The sequence below is a fragment of the Rhizobium sp. 01L410 genome, assembly GCF_056400165.1.
In genome coordinates, this window is the sequence record NZ_JBFTST010000004.1 from 252,723 (window position 1) to 269,467 (window position 16,745).

Sequence of the window (16,745 nt, forward strand, 5' to 3'; positions counted from 1 at the left end):
GGCGGCCCGAGGCCGCCCTTTTCATTTTATGCAGTTAGACGCTCAGTTCCACTCGCGGATATCGACGAAGTGGCCGGCAATCGCCGCAGCAGCAGCCATAGCGGGCGAGACGAGATGGGTGCGGCCCTTGAAGCCCTGGCGGCCCTCAAAGTTGCGGTTGGAGGTCGAGGCGCAACGCTCGCCCGGCTTCAGGCGGTCGTCGTTCATCGCGAGGCACATCGAGCAGCCCGGCTCGCGCCAGTCGAAGCCGGCCGCCTTGAAGATCTTGTCGAGGCCTTCCTTCTCCGCCTGTTCCTTCACCAGGCCGGAGCCCGGGACGATCATGGCGCTGACGGTGGAGGCAACGGTCTTGCCTTCGACGACCTTGGCAACTTCGCGCAGGTCTTCGATGCGGCCGTTGGTGCAGGAGCCGATGAAGACACGGTCGATGTTGATGTCGGTGATCGGCGTACCGGGCTTCAGGCCCATATAGTCGAGCGCGCGCCACTTGGAGGTGCGCTTGGTTTCGTCCTTGATATCGTCGGGGTTCGGAACGATGCCCTGAACCGAGATAACGTCCTCAGGCGAGGAGCCCCAGGAGACGATCGGCGGCAGTTCGGCGGCGTTGAGCTTGACGATGCGGTCGAAATGGGCGCCTTCGTCGGTTTTCAGCGTCTTCCAATAGGCGATCGCCTGTTCGCGCTCGGCGCCCTTCGGCGCACGCGGCTTGTCCTTCAGGTATTCGAAGGTGATCTCGTCAGGCGCGATCAGGCCGGCGCGGGCGCCGCCTTCGATCGACATGTTGCAGATCGTCATGCGGCCTTCCATCGACAGCGCGCGGATGGCTTCACCGGCATATTCGATGACGTAGCCGGTTCCGCCGGCCGTGCCGATTTCGCCGATGATCGCAAGAACGATGTCCTTGGCGGTGACGCCCGGCGGCAGCTGACCGTCGACCTGCACCAGCATGTTCTTCGCCTTCTTCTGGATCAGCGTCTGGGTGGCGAGAACGTGCTCGACTTCAGAGGTGCCGATGCCGTGGGCGAGCGAGCCGAAGGCGCCGTGGGTCGAAGTGTGGCTGTCGCCGCAAACGATCGTCATGCCCGGCAGGGTGAAGCCCTGTTCCGGTCCGATGATGTGGACGATGCCCTGGCGCTTGTCGTTCTCCGAGTAATACTCGACGTTGAACTCGGCGGCGTTGATCGCCAGCTGCTCGACCTGGATGCGGCTTTCCTCGTTCTTGATGCCGAGGTGGCGATCGGGAGAGGTCGGAACGTTGTGATCGACCACCGCCAGCGTCTTCTCCGGCGCACGAACCTTGCGGTTCGTCATGCGCAGGCCTTCGAACGCCTGCGGGGAGGTGACTTCGTGGACCAGATGGCGGTCGATGTAGAGAAGACAGGTGCCGTCGGCCTGTTCGTCAACCAGGTGATCGTCCCAGATCTTGTCGTAAAGGGTACGCGGTGCGCTCATAGCGGTATGTCCGTTTTTGGATGCAATGGAAAAAAAGGAAATGGCGGCAAGGCCCGCCGGCCGTCATTCGATCAACGAAGTCGGCTGTTGAGAGCGCCCGAAACGCACGCAAAGAACCGCGCCGGCAGGCGATAATGGTCCTGCAGCACGAAAATATGCGCGCCTGTGCACTTGAACTTGCTTTCCATGAGGCTGGATATAGCGATTTTTCTCATAAACGGCAATTCGAATCGTCAGGACTATCGCCCGTGCCTGCGGCGCATCCGCTGCTCCACCTGTCTCAGCCCCAGCGACAGGCCGATCGTCAGGATCAGGTAGATATAGGTGACGATCGAGTAGGTCTCGAAGAAGCGGAAGGAGCCGGAGGCGTAGACCTTGCCCATCTGCGTGATGTCGGAGACGCCGAGCACGGAGACCAGGGAACTATCCTTCACCATCGAGACGAAGTCGTTGGAGAGTGGCGGGAAGATGACGCGGATCGCCTGCGGAAAGATGACGAGCCGGAAGCGGTGATAGCGCGACAGGCCGAGGGCCTTGGCGGCTTCGATCTGGCCGTGATCGACGGACTGGATGCCGGCGCGGAAGACCTCGGCGATGAAGGAGGAGTAGCCGATCATCAGTGCGATGATGGCTCGCCACATCAGCGACAGGTCGCGAACGAGAATGGGTTCGGCGATGCCCGATTTCACCAGTGGCGTGATCAGGAAATTATAGGCAGCGACAATGCCGGGCGCGCCGACGAAGGCGACATAGAACAGCAGCACCAGCATGGGGATACCGCGGATGATCTCGATATAGAAACGCGAGATCTGCCGCAGCACCTTGCTGTCGGACAGGCCGAGGAGCGCTATGCCGAGGCCAAGGATCGTTGCCAGGACGAAGGCGACGATGGTGACGAAAACAGTGATCCAGACGCCATTGAAGACGGTCTGGAATACCTGCGCATAGATGCCGTTGGTGACGATGACGATGGCGAGGATGATGCCGATAACGGCAAGGGCGACCAGCCACCAGGGATAGTCGCCCTTCTCGGATCGCGGGGATGGGTGTGGCGCCATCTGCGATGATCCAGTATTACTGGCCCATTTTGTAGTCGAGGAACCACTTCTTGTTCAGCGCGTCGAGCGTGCCGTCGGCCTTGAGGCTGGCAATGGCGGCGTTCACCGGGGCAACGAGATCCGAGCCCTTCGGGAAGATGAAGCCGAAGTCCTCGGTGCCGAGCGGGCCGCCGATGACCTTGAGCGTGCCGTTCGACGCGTCGACATAGCCCTTGGCGGCGACACCGTCGGTCAGCACCGTATCGACGTCTCCGGTCTTCAGGGCCTGAACGGTGGCGCCGAAGGTTTCGAAGAGCTTGATACGCGGGTTCTGCTCGTTGCCGTCGAGGATCTCGTAGACGGCGGTGTAGAAGGGCGAGGTGCCCGGCTGGGCGCCGACCAGGCCATCCTTGAAGGCGCCGAAGGTCTTGCCGTCGGTGAAGCGGTTTTCATCGGCGCGAACAAGCATGAACTGCTGCGAGCGCATGTAGGGGGCGGAGAAATCGACCTTCGCCTTGCGGTCGTCCTTGATGGTGATGCCGGTCATGCCGATGTTGTACTGGTTGTCGGAGACCGCCTGGATCATCGCGTCCCAGCTGGTGTTCTGGTACTCGACCTTGAAATTCAGCCGCTTGGCGATCTCGTTCATCGCATCATATTCCCAGCCGATCTGCTTGCCGGATTTCGGATCGACGAACTGCAGCGGGGGATAGGCGTTTTCGGTGACGACCACGACCGACTTGCCGCCGAGATCGGGCAGGCTTTCCGCAGCAGCGGCGAGCGGTGCAAGAGAAAGGGCCGCGAGGCCCGCGAGAATGGCGCGGCGGAAAAGCATGCTGAAAATCCCCGGTGAAATGTGGCTGGCGGAAACTGTCATAGAAGAGAAGGCGATGGCAAGAGCGGCAAGTGCGCGGCTGCGGGTCTAAAACAGAAAAGGCGGCCCGAAGACCGCCTTTTCATGCAAGAATTTTGCGCTGGGCAGAACTTATTCTGCTGCAGGCTCAGCAGCGGCTGCTGCTTCTGCAGCTGCCTTTGCTTCAGCGGCTTCGGCTGCTGCCTTTTCGGCGGCGAGAGCCTGTGCTGCTGCAACCTTTTCAGCTTCCAGACGTGCCTTTTCTTCGGCAACAGCGGCGCGCTCGGCGTCGTTGAGCTTGCGGGCGCGAACGCCGGTGTCTTCAACGATACGGGCAGACTTACCGCGACGGTCGCGCAGGTAGTAGAGCTTGGCGCGACGGACCTTACCGCGGCGAACGATTTCGACGCTTTCGATCATCGGCGAGTAGACCGGGAATACGCGCTCGACGCCTTCGCCGTAGGAGATCTTGCGGACCGTGAAGTTTTCCTGCAGGCCGCCGCCGGAGCGGGCGATGCAAACGCCTTCGTAGGCCTGAACGCGGGTACGCGTGCCTTCCGTGACCTTCACGTTGACGCGGACGGTGTCGCCCGGGGAGAATTCAGGCAGGGTGCGCTTGGCTTCGATCTTGGCGACCTGTTCGGCCTCAAGCTGCTGAATGATGTTCATGACTCAACCTCTTTGTTGGTTCAACAGCCAGAGCGCTCTACGATCTATCTTTGGCCAAGCCTCGGATATATGCCCGTCAAGGCAGGAGCGAATTCGTCTGCTTTTCTTTACGTGGTTGATGGGATTTTTTCCCATTCCGGGCGTGCGCATACCCTATCGCGCAGGCTTTGTCACCCCTCCCGCTCTGAAAAACCGCAATGATTATCGGTGTCGTATGCCTGGCGCCGGATGCTGCACGCAATCAAGGCAGCGAGTTCCCTGATTAAATATTTGTCGAATGCCTAATTTAGGAGCAGATTCTGATTCGGGCCAAATCATGACCCGTGGGAATTTGGAGGGGAATGAATGTCGATAAGCAATCCATCGCCTTCGTTGTATAACGAGGACTTGGCGCCTGCAGAAGAGAGGAAATGGGGCGCCTTCAGCATCTTCAACGTCTGGACCTCAGACGTCCATAGTCTTTGGGGTTATTACCTCGCCGCAAGTCTTTTCCTGCTGTGCGGCAGCTTCATCAATTTCGTGATTGCGATCGGTATCGGTTCGCTGGTCATCTTCTGCCTGATGAGCCTTGTCGGCAATGCCGGCGTGAAGACGGGCGTACCCTTCCCAGTTCTCGCCCGCGCTTCCTTCGGCACCTTCGGCGCCAACCTCCCGGCGCTGGTGCGCGCCGTCGTTGCCTGCTTTTGGTATGGCGCGCAAACGGCGGCTGCTTCGGGTGCGATCGTTGCGCTCCTTATCCGCAACGACAGCATTCTGGCCTTCCACCAAAACAGCCACATGCTCGGTCATTCGACGCTGGAGCTTATCTGCTACGTGATCATCTGGGCGCTGCAGCTGCTGATCATCCAGCGCGGCATGGAAACCGTCCGCAAGTTTCAGGATTGGGCCGGGCCTGCGGTCTGGATCATGATGCTGGTGCTTGCGGTCTATCTCGTCGTCAAGGCGGGGACCTTCTCCTTCGGCAGCGAGATCCCGCGCGATGTTCTGCTTGAGAAGACCAAGGATGCCGGTGTACCCGGCGAACCCGGCTCGTTCCCGGCGCTGGCGGCCGTTGCCGCGACATGGATCACCTATTTCGCCGCGCTCTATCTGAACTTCTGCGACTTCTCGCGCTACGCCAAGGACACGAAGACCCTGCGCAAGGGCAACCTCTGGGGTCTGCCGATCAATCTCCTCGCCTTCTGCCTCGTGGCGGGCGTGACGACGACGGCGGCTTTCACGGTCTATGGCGAGGTGCTGCTGCATCCGGAAGCGATTTCGGCGAAGTTCGACAGCTGGTTCCTGGCGCTGCTGGCGGCTTTGACCTTTGCGGTTGCGACGCTTGGCATCAATGTCGTTGCCAACTTCGTGTCTCCGGCCTTCGACTTCTCCAACGTCTTCCCGCGGCAGATCAGCTTCAAGCGGGGCGGCTATATCGCGGCCCTGATCGCGCTGGTACTCTATCCATTCGCGCCCTGGGAGACGGGTGCGGCGCATTTCGTCAACTTCATCGGCTCGACGATGGGGCCGATCTTCGGGGTGATGATGGTGGATTACTACCTGATCCGGAAGGGCGAACTGAATGTCGCGGCCCTTTACCGGGAAGACGGCGAATTCCGCTTCCAGAACGGCTGGCATGCGAACGCCTTCATCGCATTCATCGTCGGCGTGGTGTTCTCGTCGATCCTGCCGACCTTCACATCGATCCTGCCGGATTGGTGGGGTACCTATGGCTGGTTCTTCGGCGTCGGCATCGGCGGCCTGGTTTACTACGTGCTGAGGATGAGCACGCGCGGCTCTGCCGTCGGCGCCGCCACCTGACAAAAAAGGCGCCTGGTCTTCCGGGCGCCTATTCTTCCAAGAGGTCGGGCCGTCGTTTCCTGGTCAGGGCGACGGCCTGTTCATGCCGCCACTTCTCGATGGCGCCGTGATTGCCCGAGGTCAGGATCGCGGGGATCTCGCGGCCTTCCCATTCCTGGGGACGGGTATAATGCGGATGCTCCAGCAGACCGCCTTCGAAGCTTTCATGCAGGCCCGAGAGATCGTTGCCCATGACGCCGGGCAGGATACGGATGATGGCGTCGAGAAGCGTCAGCGCCGCCGGTTCGCCGCCTGAGAGCACATAGTCGCCGATCGAGACTTCCTCGAGCTGGCGCGCCTCGATCACCCGTTGGTCCACGCCTTCGAAACGTCCGCAGACGATGATCACGCCTTCGCCAGCGGCGAGTTCGCGCACGCGCTGCTGCGTCAGGGGCTTGCCGCGCGGGCTCATCAGCAGGCGCGGGCGATTGTCGTTTTCGGAGGTCTGATCGATGGCGCGGGCGAGCACATCCGGCTTCAGCACCATTCCGGCGCCGCCGCCAGCGGGGGTGTCGTCGACGGTACGGTGCTTGTCGGCGGTGAAATCGCGGATCTGCACGGCATCGAGCGACCACTGCCCGCGCTCCATCGCCTTGCCTGACAGCGAGAAGCGAAGATGGCCCGGAAACATCTCCGGATAGAGGGTGAGCACGCTTGCCCGGAAGGCCATGGCTTACTTCTTTTTCTTCGGCTTGCCGGTGGCGAGCTTGGAGATGTCTTCCGGATCGTCGATCAGGCCGGCTGCCATCGGGTCGATACGGATCGTGCCGCCTTCGAGGTCGATCTCCAGCACCGAAGCTTCGGAGAAGGGGATCAGCACCGGACGCTTGCCCGGGCCTTTCAGTTCCAGCAGGTCGCCGGCGCCGAAATCGAAAACGCCCGTGATCGTTCCGTAGCTGACGCCCTTGTCGTCGAGCGCCTCAAGGCCTTCGAGATCGGCATAGTAGAACTCGTCCTCCTCCAGCTCGTCGTCGGGAAGATTGTCGCGTTCCATATAGAGTTCGAGACCCTTCAGCGCCTCGGCGGCGTTGCGGTCGTTGATGCCGCGGAAGCGGACGACGACCATGTTCTTCATCTCGCGCAACTCAAGAATTTCGAAGACGCGGCCATCGAGGCTGTGCAGGTGGCCGTAATCGCCGAGTGCCGTCGGGTCGGCCGTATAAGGCTTGACACGAACTTCCCCGCGGATGCCCTGCGCGCCGCCTATGGTGCCCATCAGCACGGGGTTCTCAAGCTTTGTCATGGTGTCCTTCATCCGAAGTCTGCATCGATCCGCGTTCAAGCCTCTCATAAACGAAGTGCGCCGGAATGAAAACGAAAACGGGCGGCATGTCGCCATGCCGCCCGTTCGAAACGAAATCCTTGCGGATTATTCTGCGGAAGCTGCAGCTTCGGCGGCGTCAGCAATCTTCTGAGCCTTCTCAGCAGCGCGCTCCTGAGCCTTCTTGCCCGGCTTTGCCTTTTCCGGGTTGTTCTTGGTGTCGCGCTTGGCGAGACCAGCTTCGTTCAGGAAGCGCAGAACGCGGTCGGTCGGCTGTGCGCCCTGATCGAGCCAATGCTTGATGCGGTCGTTGTCGAGCTTGATGCGCGCGTCGTTGTCCTTGGCGAGCATCGGGTTCCAGGAACCGAGGTTCTCCAGGAAGCGGCCGTCGCGCGGCGAACGGGCGTCAGCGAGAACGATGTGGTAGTACGGGCGCTTCTTGGAACCACCGCGTGCGAGACGAATTTTCAGTGCCATGTCATTTACTCCTTAGGCTTTTCTTGACCGCTTCGTAGGGCGGCAGGTTCATTTTGCTGCGGCGTGGTCCGCAGCGATCTGCTCATGATGCCGGATGACTTCCTTGATGATGAAGTTCAGGAACTTCTCGGCGAAATCCGGATCCAGATTGGCATCCTTGGCCAGGCGGCGAAGGCGTTCGATCTGGTATTCTTCGCGCGCCGGATCGGCCGGCGGCAGCTGGTACTTGGCCTTTAGAACGCCGACCTCTTTGGTGCAGCGGAAGCGTTCGGCCAGAATGTGGACGAGTGCCGCGTCGATATTGTCGATCGACTGGCGGTAGCTCGAAAGCTGAGCTTTGATTTCAGGATCAATCATCGTTCAGGCGACCCTTTCACTTCTTCTTGGGCAAACCGGGAAGCCCCGGGAAACCACCACCGAGACCCGGCAGCTTGGCGCCACCCAGGCCCGGAAGTCCGCCGAGGCCCGGCATGCCGCCGCCCGGCTTTCCAAGACCCGCCGCTTCAGCCTGCTTCTGTAGCGCTTCCAGCTGCTTCGGGTCGATGTTCGAGAGGTCGGGCATTCCGCCCATTCCGCCACCCATGCCGCCAAGACCCATCTTGCCGGCGAGGCCGCCCATCATCTGCTTCATCAGGCCGCCTTTGCCCTTGCCGCCCATCATCTTCATCATGTCCGCCATCTGGCGGTGCATTTTCAGAAGCTTGTTGATGTCGGAGGCATCGGTGCCGGAGCCGGCGGCGATACGCTTCTTGCGCGAATGCTTCAGCATATCGGGATTGGCGCGCTCGGCCTTGGTCATCGAGGAGATGATCGCGAGCTGGCGGCCGAACAGGCTGTCGTTGAGGCCGGCCGAAGCCATCTTGTCTTTCATGCCCGACATGCCGGGCATCATCGACATGATGCCGCCCATGCCGCCCATCTTCTGCATCTGGCGCAGCTGGTCGGCGAGGTCGTTGAGGTCGAACTTGCCCTTGGCCATCTTGGCAGCCATGGCGGCTGCCTTTTCGGCGTCGATGTTTTCGGCAGCGCGCTCGACCAGCGAGATGATGTCGCCCATGCCGAGAATGCGGTCGGCGATACGGCGGGGATGGAATTCTTCCAGCTCGCCCATGCGCTCGCCGACACCGATCAGTTTGATCGGCTTGCCGGTGACGGCGCGCATCGAAAGCGCTGCGCCGCCACGGCCATCGCCGTCCATGCGGGTCAGGACGAGGCCAGTAATGCCGACGCGCTCATCGAAATTGCGGGCAAGATTGACGGCGTCCTGACCGGTCAGCGAATCCGCGACCAGGAGGATTTCGTGCGGGTTCGACTTCTTCTTGATGTCGGCCATTTCGACCATCAAGGGTTCGTCGATATGCGTGCGGCCGGCGGTATCGAGAATGACGACGTCGTGGCCGCCAAGCTTTGCGGCCTGAACGGCGCGGGCGGCAATATCGGTCGGCGACTGGCCAGCGATCACAGGCAGCGTATCGACGCCGGTCTGGACGCCGAGCTGGCGCAGCTGTTCCTGGGCGGCGGGACGGCGCGTATCGAGCGACGCCATCAGCACCTTTTTCTTGTCGCGGTCGGTGAGCCGCTTGGCAATCTTGGCCGAGGTCGTGGTCTTGCCGGAGCCCTGCAGGCCCACCATCATGATGACGACGGGTGCAACGGCATGAAGATCGACGCCCACGCCTTCGCCGCCGAGCATCTCGATCAGCTCGTCATGGACGATCTTGACGACCATCTGGCCGGGCTTGATCGACTTCAGAATTTCGGCGCCGACGGCCTTTTCGCGAACACGGTCGGTGAAGCCACGGACGACTTCGAGCGAAACGTCGGCTTCCAGAAGGGCACGGCGAACCTCGCGCAGCGCAGCGGAAACATCGGCTTCCGAAAGCGCGCCACGGCCTGTCAGTCCATTGAGAATGGATCCAAGACGGTCCTGGAGGTTTTCAAACATAGGCTCTTCCTTGTGTTTCCGGATATGCCGGAAACCTCGTGCTTTTCCTTGACGAAAACAAGACGCAAAGCCAAAAAGCACCCGAGGGCGCATCGCGCTGTCTGGTGTGGACCTCCGGGATCAGGTCCCGGTCGGCGGCTCGGAGTCATGTCGCTCGTCGCAGAATTGAGGCGCGGTAAACAGGAAAGCGGCCGGAAAGTCAAGCCAGAGCGGGCAAATTCACGCTTCCGGTCCTTCTCAAACCGTCAGCGCCTTCCCAAATGCATCCTCCCGACACGAGAGTCCATCCGTTCATGCCCGACGCCAAGATGCGCAATGCCTATTACCAGGGGCCGGTCTCCGACCATTTCGATGGCGTCCATTTTTTCAATCCCGATGGGATCGAGCCGCTCGGTTTTCGCGAATTGATGCGCTGGCAGTTCGGCGGCGGGCGTTTTCGCTGGCCGAAGGCGGTGCAGAGCCCGTTTCCGTCCGCCAAGCCCGTAGAACGCGTCAGCGGCGAGGATTTGCGGGTGACCATGGTTGGCCACGCGACGATGCTGATCCAGGTTTCCGGGCTGAATATATTGACGGATCCTGTCTGGTCGGATCGCGCCAGCCCCTTCTCCTTCGCCGGCCCGCGCCGCGTTTCGCCACCCGGCATTCGCTTCGAGGATCTGCCGCCGATCGATATCGTGCTCGTCTCGCACAATCACTATGATCATCTCGATGTCAGGACGCTGAGGCGGCTGCATGAGGAGCATGGCCCGCATTTCGTGACGCCGCTCGGCAATGATACGATCATCCATCGTGCGATCCCCGAGACGAAGATCTCCGATATGGATTGGGGCGACCGGCTTTCCTATTGGGATGGGGTCACCATCGATGCCGAGCCCTGCCATCACTGGTCGGCGCGCGGCACGCGCGACCGGCGCATGGCGCTCTGGGCAGCCTTCGTCATCTCGACGCCGGCAGGCAAAATCTACCATGTCGGCGATACCGGCTTTCACGATGGCATCAACTACCGTGCTGTCCGCGAGAAACATGGTGGCTTCCGGCTGGCGATCCTGCCGTTCGGCGCTTACGAGCCGCGCTGGTTCATGAAGGGGCAGCATCAAAATCCGGAGGAGGCGGTGGAGGGCATGGAGCTCGCCAATGCCGCCTATGTGGCGGGGCACCACTTCGCGACGTTCCAGCTGACGAACGAGGCAATCGATGCGCCAGTCGAGGCGCTGGAGACCGCGCTTGCGGCGCGCGGCATGGCGCCTGGCCGTTTCCGGCCGCTGAGGGCAGGGGAAGCGTTCGACGTTCCCAAGGCTTGAGCTATCGGCGGCCTACTGGTAATTCCCCCGCATTTCCGCCATATACAGGCCGAAAGCAATGGAAGCAGCAGCAATGAGCACAACGGTCGAATTCGCGAAGATGAACGGGCTTGGAAACAAGATCCTGGTTGTCGATATGCGTGGACGTCCGGATGCCGTGACGCTCGCTGCGGCGATTGCGCTGAACGCCGATCCGGCAACACAGTTCGATCAGATCATGGCGATCCATGATCCGAAGGCTCAGGGTACTGATGCCTGGATCGATATCCTGAATTCCGACGGCTCGAAGGCGCAGGCCTGCGGCAACGGCACGCGCTGTGTCGTGCAGGCACTCGCTGCCGAGACCGGCAAGAAGGCCTTCACCTTCCAGACCGTCGCCGGGATCCTCAATGCCGTCGAGCAGGCGGATGGGACGATTTCGGTCGATATGGGCAAGCCCGTTTTCGAATGGGACAAGATCCCGCTTGCCGAAGAATTCTACGATACGAGCCGCATCGAACTGCAAATCGGGCCGATCGACAATCCGGTGCTGCATTCGCCGTCGGTTGCCTCGATGGGCAATCCGCATGCGATCTTCTGGGTCGACAGGGACGTGATGTCCTTCGATCTCGGCCGTTTCGGGCCGCTGCTCGAAAACCACCCGATGTTCCCTGAAAAGGCGAATATTACACTGGCTGAGGTCACCTCGCCGTCTTCGATCACCACGCGGACGTGGGAACGCGGCGCCGGCCTGACGCTTGCCTGCGGTTCGGCGGCCTGCGCCACTGCCGTTTCCGCCGCCCGCACCGGCCGCACCGGCCGCGATGTGACCATCAAGGTTGCGAGCAGCCCGAATGCGGGTTCGCTCTCGATCGAGTGGCGCGAGCGCGACGATCACGTCATCATGACCGGTCCGGCCGAATGGGAATGGTCCGGCATGGTCGATCCCAAGACCGGCAGCTGGGCACGCGATGCGGAGCAGGGAGCCGAGGCGCGGTGAGCGGCGTCGAGGTCATCACCTTCGGCTGCCGTCTCAATACCTACGAATCCGAAGTGATGCGGGCGGAGGCCGAGAAGGCCGGGCTCAACAATGCCATCCTCATCAATACCTGCGCCGTCACCGGCGAGGCCGTGCGACAGGCACGCCAGGCGATCCGCCGCGCGCGGCGCGATAATCCTCATGCCCGCATCATCGTGACCGGCTGCGCGGCGCAGACGGAAAAGCAGGTTTTTGCCGAAATGGCCGAGGTCGATGCTGTCCTCGGCAATGAAGAGAAGCTGAAGAGCGCCTCCTATCGCGCGCTGCCGGATTTCGGCGTCTCGGCGGAAGAGAAGCTGCGCGTCAACGACATCATGAGCGTCAAGGCGACGGCGCCGCAGATGGTCAAGCATATCGACGGGCATGTGCGCGCCTTCATCCAGGTGCAGAATGGCTGTGATCACCGCTGTACCTTCTGCATCATCCCCTATGGCCGTGGTAATTCGCGCTCGGTACCGATGGGCGCGGTCGTCGATCAGGCTCGCAATCTGGTCGAGGGCGGCTACAGCGAGATCGTGCTGACCGGTGTCGATGCGACCAGCTATGGCGCCGACCTTCCGGGTGAACCGACGCTTGGAATGCTGGCCAAGACGCTGTTGAAGCAGATCCCGGAAATCCGCCGTCTCAGGCTTTCCTCCATCGACAGTATCGAGGCGGATAGCCACCTCTTCGATCTGATCGCCGACGAGCCGCGCTTCATGCCGCATCTGCATCTGTCGCTGCAGCATGGCGACGACATGATCCTGAAGCGCATGAAGCGGCGGCACGGCCGCGCCGATGCGCTCGATTTTGTCGCTCAGGTGCGGCGCCTGCGCCCGGACATGGCTTTCGGGGCGGACATGATCGCCGGTTTCCCGACGGAAACCGAGGAGATGTTCGCCAATGCCGCCAGCCTCGCGGAAGAGGCTGATATCACGCATCTGCACGTTTTCCCTTACAGCCTGCGTCCCGGAACGCCCGCTGCCCGCATGCCGCAGCTCGATCGTTCGCTGATCAAGGACCGCGCCGCACGGCTGCGCGCCACTGGACAGACGCTGCATCGCTCCCATTTGGACAGAATGGTTGGAACGCGGCAGTGGCTGCTGGTGGAAAACAACGGTCTGGCGCATACGGAAAATTTCACGCTTGCCGCCGCTCCCGGCCTTCGCCCGCGCTCTCTGCTGCAGGCCGAGATCACCGGCCACAACGGCAAGCACCTCGACATGCAATTGACGGCGGCGGAAGCCGCCTGAGTTTACGGAATTCAAATGGCGTTCAGTTTCATCAAAAAGGTCTTCACCTTCGGCAAGCCGCTCGAGGAGGCAAAGCCGCAGGAGGCTGCGCCCGCCGTCGAGCCGGTGAAGGACGAGCTGCCGGTTGCTGCCGATCCGGTGCTGGCGGAAGAGGTGGATACGGGCGGTGGGCCGGTTGCGGATGCTGCTGAGCCCGTAGCCCCAGCGGAAGAGGAGCCGGCGATCCTGCCGGATGCCGAGCAGCTGGGTGACATCGGTGTCGTGCCGTTGTCGCTGTTGCAGGCGGAAGCTGAGGCCCAAACTGAAGACCAAAGCGCAATACCTGCGGATACGCCCCCCTCTGTCCCTCCGGGACATCTCCCCCTCAAGGGGGGAGATCGGGTGGAGGTCGAGGCGGCTGCTGATTCAGTAATAGCGGACGAAGAGCCTGTTGAAGTCCAGGCAGAAACTGCAGCGGCTTCCGTTGAGGACGAAATAGCTCCAGAAGCGAGCGAGCGCCCCCAGCCGATCTCCCCCCTTGAGGGGGAGATGCCCGGCAGGGCAGAGGGGGGTATCGCTCCCGCCGACCTCGAAGAATCGTCACCTACGACAACCGAGGCATCCGAGCCGCTCATCCTACCCAAGGGCTTCGCCACCGGCGCTGCCGCCTCCGAACCCGAACCGCTCGTCTCGCAACCCAAGCTCACCTGGTTCCAGCGCCTGCGAGCCGGCCTTGCCCGGACCTCCTCACAGCTCACCGGCCAGATCGCCGCGCTCTTCACCAAGCGCAAGCTCGATGACGAAACGCTGCAGGACCTTGAAGACCTGCTGATCCAGGCCGACCTTGGCGTCGAGACGGCGCTGCGCGTCACCGATACGCTGGCCTCCGAGCGCTACGGCAAGGATGTAACAGGCGAAGACGTCAGCCGCATCATGGCGAACGAGATCGCCAAGGTGCTGAAGCCCGTCGCCAAGCCGCTGCAGCTCGATCTCAGCCACAAGCCGCATGTCATCCTCGTCGTCGGCGTCAATGGCACCGGAAAGACGACGACGATCGGCAAGCTGGCCGCGAAGCTCTCCGGCGCCGGACTGAAGGTGATGGTTGCCGCTGGCGATACGTTCCGCGCTGCGGCGATCGAGCAGTTGAAGATCTGGGCCGATCGCACCAAGTCGGAATTCATCGGCACCAAGCTTGGCGCCGATGCCGCCGGTCTTGCCTATGATGCCTTCGAGCAGGCCAAGGCGAAGAAATGCGACGTGCTGATCATCGATACCGCCGGACGCCTGCAGAACAAGGCCGAGCTGATGGCGGAGCTGGAAAAGATCGTGCGCGTGCTCGGCAAGCTCGATCCCGATGCGCCGCATACCGTTTTGCAGACGCTGGACGCAACGACCGGGCAGAACGCCCTCAACCAGGTGGAAATCTTCCGCAATGTCGCGGGCGTCAACGGGTTGATCATGACCAAGCTCGACGGCACGGCGCGCGGCGGTATCCTCGTGGCGATCTCCGCCAAGCACAAGCTGCCGGTCTATTTCATCGGCGTCGGCGAGGGTGTGGACGATCTGGAGCCGTTCGAGGCCGAGGATTTTGCCCATGCCATTGCCGGTCTCGGGCAATGATGCCACAGATATGACGAGAAGGGCGCGCATGCCGCGCCTGACAAACGAATAGGTTCGACGCACGCATGACCACCGAAAGCGATATCACGCCCTCTTCCGCCGACCGGCATCACCCGATGCTGAAGCTGGCGCTCGAGCTCGGCCCGCTGCTGATCTTCTTCTTCGCCAACCTTCGCGGCCAGTGGCTGGTCGACCGGTTTCCGGCTCTGAGCGAGCTTGGCGGCCCGCTCTTCGTCGCCACCGGCCTGTTCATGGCGGCGACCGTCATTTCGCTGGTTGCCTCGAAGATCATCCTCGGCCATCTGCCGATCATGCCCTTCGTCTCGGGCATCGTCGTGCTGATCTTCGGCTCGCTGTCGATCTATCTGCAGAACGAAACCTTCATCAAGATGAAGCCGACGATCGTCAACGCGCTGTTCGGTGTAGCGCTGCTGGGCGGCCTTGCCTTCGGCAAGTCCCTGCTCGGCTATGTGTTCAACGCCGCCTTCCAGCTCGATGCTGAGGGCTGGCGCAAGCTGACGCTGCGCTGGGGCATCTTCTTCCTGTTTCTGGCCGTGCTCAACGAAGTCGTATGGCGGAATTTCTCCGATGACTTCTGGATCGCCTTCAAGGTCTGGGGCACGATGCCGATCACGATCATCTTTACCATGGCGCAAATGCCGCTGATCCTGAAACATACGGTGCAGCCTGCCGGAGAGACCGACAAGTGAGCTTCGACGGCACGGCTGAGCGGACGAAATATCAGAACTTCTGGTTCATCGCCTGCGCGGGCGTGCTTCTGGCGCAGATCGTCGCCGAATATTTCATGGGCCGCACGCCGATCTGCACCTGCGGCTACGTCAAGCTCTGGGAAGGTACCGTCAATTCCAGCGGCAATTCCCAGCATCTGTCCGACTGGTACACCCCGTCCCACATCATTCACGGCTTCCTGTTTTACGGGCTTGCGCATCTCGTGCTGCGCAACAAGCCTATCGGCGCGAAACTGCTGCTGGCGCTGGTGATCGAATCCAGCTGGGAACTGCTCGAGAATTCGCCGATCATCATCGACCGCTATCGGGCCGCGACGATCTCGCTCGATTACTACGGCGACAGCATTCTGAATTCGGCGATGGACGCGGTCTTCATGGTCGTCGGTTTCTTCTTCGCCGCGCGTGCGCCGGTGGCCCTGACGGTGGCGATCGCCATCTTCTTTGAGATTTTCACCGGCTACATGATCCGGGACAACCTGACGCTCAATGTCTTGATGCTGGTCTGGCCGGTCGAAGCCGTAAAGGCCTGGCAGAGTGCGGTTTAGGACGCCGGTTTTCCCAGCACCTTCTCCATTGCCGGAAACAGTCCTTCCTTCATGCTGATCTCATCGAAGGGGCCGACGCGCTTATAGAGGATCGTGCCGTCGGGGCCGACGAGATAGCTTTCCGGTACGCCATAGACACCCCAATCGATCGCTGCCTTGCCGTTCGGATCGACGCCGATGGCGTTGAAGGGGTTGCCGAGCTCGTTCAGAAACTGGAGCGCGTTCGCACTCTTGTCCTTGTAGTTGATGGCGACGATGTTCAGTCTGCCGTCGGCGGCCAGTTGCTTCAGGATCGGATGCTCCTGGCGGCAGGGGATGCACCAGGAGGCAAAGACGTTGACGAGCGTCAGCTTGCCCTTCACGGCCGCATCGGTGAGCGCCGGAAGGTTCGAGCCTTCAAGCGGGGCGAGGTTCAGCGATGGTGCCTTGGTGCCGAGCAGCGCCGAGGGGATTTCGGAAATGTCCTTGCCGTGGAAATCCTGGTCGTAGAGCATTTTCCCGGCGGTGGCGGCGATGCCGCCGAAGACGGCGAGCGGAATCAATGCCACGACATAGCGACTGACGCCGCGGCGGGCGGCCGGCTGGGTTTCGGGCGCGCTCATTCGCTACCCTTCGGCCGTGCCGAGCGGCGGCGGATGCCGGATTCTTCCAGAGCGGCGAGTTCCTTCTGGCGTGCGCGGCCATCGGCCCAGATCCAGAGCGTGACGGCTATGGTGATGAGGGCAGCGAAGCCGTAGGCGCTATAGACGTAGAAAGCGTGAGACATCG

18 protein-coding genes are annotated in these 16,745 nt (G+C 61.7%); 7 read left to right on the top strand and 11 right to left on the bottom strand.

What is annotated here, in order from left to right:
* Nucleotides 1–42: 42 nt before the first annotated feature.
* The 4 genes from leuC to rplS form a co-directional block, all read right to left on the bottom strand.
* On the bottom strand, nt 43–1,452 hold the full coding sequence (gene leuC, locus AC1DV9_RS10900) for a 3-isopropylmalate dehydratase large subunit (protein ID WP_112385849.1): 1,410 nt from the start codon (nt 1,450–1,452) through the stop codon (nt 43–45).
* A gap of 239 nt (nt 1,453–1,691) precedes the next feature.
* Nucleotides 1,692–2,510 carry an amino acid ABC transporter permease gene (locus tag AC1DV9_RS10905; protein WP_477941185.1) on the bottom strand — a complete coding sequence of 273 codons (819 nt, stop codon included), beginning with the start codon at nt 2,508–2,510 and terminating at the stop codon, nt 1,692–1,694.
* A gap of 16 nt (nt 2,511–2,526) precedes the next feature.
* Nucleotides 2,527–3,324 (bottom strand): transporter substrate-binding domain-containing protein, encoded by a 798-nt coding sequence (locus AC1DV9_RS10910; protein ID WP_477947768.1) that lies wholly within the window; start codon nt 3,322–3,324, stop codon nt 2,527–2,529.
* A 150-nt stretch (nt 3,325–3,474) separates the two neighbouring features.
* Nucleotides 3,475–4,011, bottom strand: coding sequence for a 50S ribosomal protein L19 (gene rplS / locus AC1DV9_RS10915; RefSeq protein WP_112385845.1), 537 nt, complete (start codon nt 4,009–4,011; stop codon nt 3,475–3,477).
* A 345-nt stretch (nt 4,012–4,356) separates the two neighbouring features.
* On the opposite strand from rplS, the gene AC1DV9_RS10920 reads away from it, so the two are divergent.
* Nucleotides 4,357–5,811, top strand: a complete 1,455-nt coding sequence (locus AC1DV9_RS10920) for an NCS1 family nucleobase:cation symporter-1 (protein ID WP_112385844.1) — start codon at nt 4,357–4,359, stop codon at nt 5,809–5,811.
* Between the two features lie 28 nt (nt 5,812–5,839).
* Here the strand turns inward: AC1DV9_RS10920 and trmD are convergent, their stop codons facing one another.
* The 5 genes from trmD to ffh form a co-directional block, all read right to left on the bottom strand.
* Nucleotides 5,840–6,520, bottom strand: a complete 681-nt coding sequence (trmD, locus tag AC1DV9_RS10925) for a tRNA (guanosine(37)-N1)-methyltransferase TrmD (protein WP_477947770.1) — start codon at nt 6,518–6,520, stop codon at nt 5,840–5,842.
* A gap of 3 nt (nt 6,521–6,523) precedes the next feature.
* Nucleotides 6,524–7,093: a ribosome maturation factor RimM gene (gene rimM, locus AC1DV9_RS10930; protein WP_477947772.1), complete on the bottom strand. Its 570-nt coding sequence runs from the start codon at nt 7,091–7,093 to the stop codon at nt 6,524–6,526.
* A 126-nt stretch (nt 7,094–7,219) separates the two neighbouring features.
* Entirely contained in the window at nt 7,220–7,588 is a 369-nt protein-coding gene (gene rpsP, locus AC1DV9_RS10935) for a 30S ribosomal protein S16 (protein ID WP_112385842.1), read from the bottom strand.
* A 48-nt stretch (nt 7,589–7,636) separates the two neighbouring features.
* Nucleotides 7,637–7,945: a chorismate mutase gene (locus AC1DV9_RS10940; protein ID WP_112385841.1), complete on the bottom strand. Its 309-nt coding sequence runs from the start codon at nt 7,943–7,945 to the stop codon at nt 7,637–7,639.
* Between the two features lie 16 nt (nt 7,946–7,961).
* Nucleotides 7,962–9,533 carry a signal recognition particle protein gene (gene ffh, locus AC1DV9_RS10945; RefSeq protein WP_112517792.1) on the bottom strand — a complete coding sequence of 524 codons (1,572 nt, stop codon included), beginning with the start codon at nt 9,531–9,533 and terminating at the stop codon, nt 7,962–7,964.
* A gap of 293 nt (nt 9,534–9,826) precedes the next feature.
* Between ffh and AC1DV9_RS10950 the strand changes: the two genes are divergently transcribed.
* From AC1DV9_RS10950 to AC1DV9_RS10975, 6 genes are all read left to right on the top strand, one after another.
* A complete protein-coding gene (locus tag AC1DV9_RS10950) occupies nt 9,827–10,834 on the top strand; it encodes an MBL fold metallo-hydrolase (protein ID WP_477947774.1) in 1,008 nt (335 codons plus the stop codon).
* Between the two features lie 73 nt (nt 10,835–10,907).
* Nucleotides 10,908–11,813 (top strand): diaminopimelate epimerase, encoded by a 906-nt coding sequence (dapF, locus tag AC1DV9_RS10955; protein WP_477947776.1) that lies wholly within the window; start codon nt 10,908–10,910, stop codon nt 11,811–11,813.
* Complete coding sequence (gene mtaB / locus AC1DV9_RS10960) at nt 11,810–13,084, top strand: tRNA (N(6)-L-threonylcarbamoyladenosine(37)-C(2))-methylthiotransferase MtaB (RefSeq protein WP_477947778.1); 1,275 nt, start codon at nt 11,810–11,812, stop codon at nt 13,082–13,084. Before dapF ends, mtaB begins: the two co-directional genes overlap by 4 nt.
* A gap of 15 nt (nt 13,085–13,099) precedes the next feature.
* Nucleotides 13,100–14,683, top strand: coding sequence for a signal recognition particle-docking protein FtsY (gene ftsY, locus AC1DV9_RS10965; RefSeq protein ID WP_477947780.1), 1,584 nt, complete (start codon nt 13,100–13,102; stop codon nt 14,681–14,683).
* 65 nt (nt 14,684–14,748) lie between these two features.
* Nucleotides 14,749–15,393: a septation protein A gene (locus AC1DV9_RS10970; protein ID WP_310296374.1), complete on the top strand. Its 645-nt coding sequence runs from the start codon at nt 14,749–14,751 to the stop codon at nt 15,391–15,393.
* Nucleotides 15,390–15,977: a DUF2585 domain-containing protein gene (locus tag AC1DV9_RS10975; protein WP_477947783.1), complete on the top strand. Its 588-nt coding sequence runs from the start codon at nt 15,390–15,392 to the stop codon at nt 15,975–15,977. Before AC1DV9_RS10970 ends, AC1DV9_RS10975 begins: the two co-directional genes overlap by 4 nt.
* On the opposite strand, the gene AC1DV9_RS10980 is transcribed toward AC1DV9_RS10975, so the two are convergent.
* Together AC1DV9_RS10980 and ccmD are read right to left on the bottom strand one after the other, a co-directional pair.
* Nucleotides 15,974–16,579, bottom strand: coding sequence for a DsbE family thiol:disulfide interchange protein (locus tag AC1DV9_RS10980; RefSeq protein WP_477947784.1), 606 nt, complete (start codon nt 16,577–16,579; stop codon nt 15,974–15,976). The two genes, AC1DV9_RS10975 and AC1DV9_RS10980, sit on opposite strands and share 4 nt — an antisense overlap.
* Complete coding sequence (ccmD, locus tag AC1DV9_RS10985) at nt 16,576–16,743, bottom strand: heme exporter protein CcmD (protein WP_477947785.1); 168 nt, start codon at nt 16,741–16,743, stop codon at nt 16,576–16,578. Before ccmD ends, AC1DV9_RS10980 begins: the two co-directional genes overlap by 4 nt.
* Nucleotides 16,744–16,745: the final 2 nt, after the last annotated feature.

What these genes read in the sequence shown, in the direction of transcription:
- ffh (WP_112517792.1), bottom strand. Translation starts at nt 9,533, where the DNA reads ATGTTTGAAAACCTCCAGGACCGTCTTGGATCCATTCTCAATGGACTG.
- AC1DV9_RS10920 (WP_112385844.1), top strand. Translation starts at nt 4,357, where the DNA reads ATGTCGATAAGCAATCCATCGCCTTCGTTGTATAACGAGGACTTGGCG.
- ftsY (WP_477947780.1), top strand. Translation starts at nt 13,100, where the DNA reads ATGGCGTTCAGTTTCATCAAAAAGGTCTTCACCTTCGGCAAGCCGCTC.
- dapF (WP_477947776.1), top strand. Translation starts at nt 10,908, where the DNA reads ATGAGCACAACGGTCGAATTCGCGAAGATGAACGGGCTTGGAAACAAG.
- rpsP (WP_112385842.1), bottom strand. Translation starts at nt 7,588, where the DNA reads ATGGCACTGAAAATTCGTCTCGCACGCGGTGGTTCCAAGAAGCGCCCG.
- AC1DV9_RS10940 (WP_112385841.1), bottom strand. Translation starts at nt 7,945, where the DNA reads ATGATTGATCCTGAAATCAAAGCTCAGCTTTCGAGCTACCGCCAGTCG.
- rimM (WP_477947772.1), bottom strand. Translation starts at nt 7,093, where the DNA reads ATGACAAAGCTTGAGAACCCCGTGCTGATGGGCACCATAGGCGGCGCG.
- trmD (WP_477947770.1), bottom strand. Translation starts at nt 6,520, where the DNA reads ATGGCCTTCCGGGCAAGCGTGCTCACCCTCTATCCGGAGATGTTTCCG.
- AC1DV9_RS10950 (WP_477947774.1), top strand. Translation starts at nt 9,827, where the DNA reads ATGCCCGACGCCAAGATGCGCAATGCCTATTACCAGGGGCCGGTCTCC.
- AC1DV9_RS10910 (WP_477947768.1), bottom strand. Translation starts at nt 3,324, where the DNA reads ATGCTTTTCCGCCGCGCCATTCTCGCGGGCCTCGCGGCCCTTTCTCTT.
- AC1DV9_RS10970 (WP_310296374.1), top strand. Translation starts at nt 14,749, where the DNA reads ATGACCACCGAAAGCGATATCACGCCCTCTTCCGCCGACCGGCATCAC.
- AC1DV9_RS10905 (WP_477941185.1), bottom strand. Translation starts at nt 2,510, where the DNA reads ATGGCGCCACACCCATCCCCGCGATCCGAGAAGGGCGACTATCCCTGG.
- AC1DV9_RS10980 (WP_477947784.1), bottom strand. Translation starts at nt 16,579, where the DNA reads ATGAGCGCGCCCGAAACCCAGCCGGCCGCCCGCCGCGGCGTCAGTCGC.
- leuC (WP_112385849.1), bottom strand. Translation starts at nt 1,452, where the DNA reads ATGAGCGCACCGCGTACCCTTTACGACAAGATCTGGGACGATCACCTG.
- rplS (WP_112385845.1), bottom strand. Translation starts at nt 4,011, where the DNA reads ATGAACATCATTCAGCAGCTTGAGGCCGAACAGGTCGCCAAGATCGAA.
- ccmD (WP_477947785.1), bottom strand. Translation starts at nt 16,743, where the DNA reads ATGTCTCACGCTTTCTACGTCTATAGCGCCTACGGCTTCGCTGCCCTC.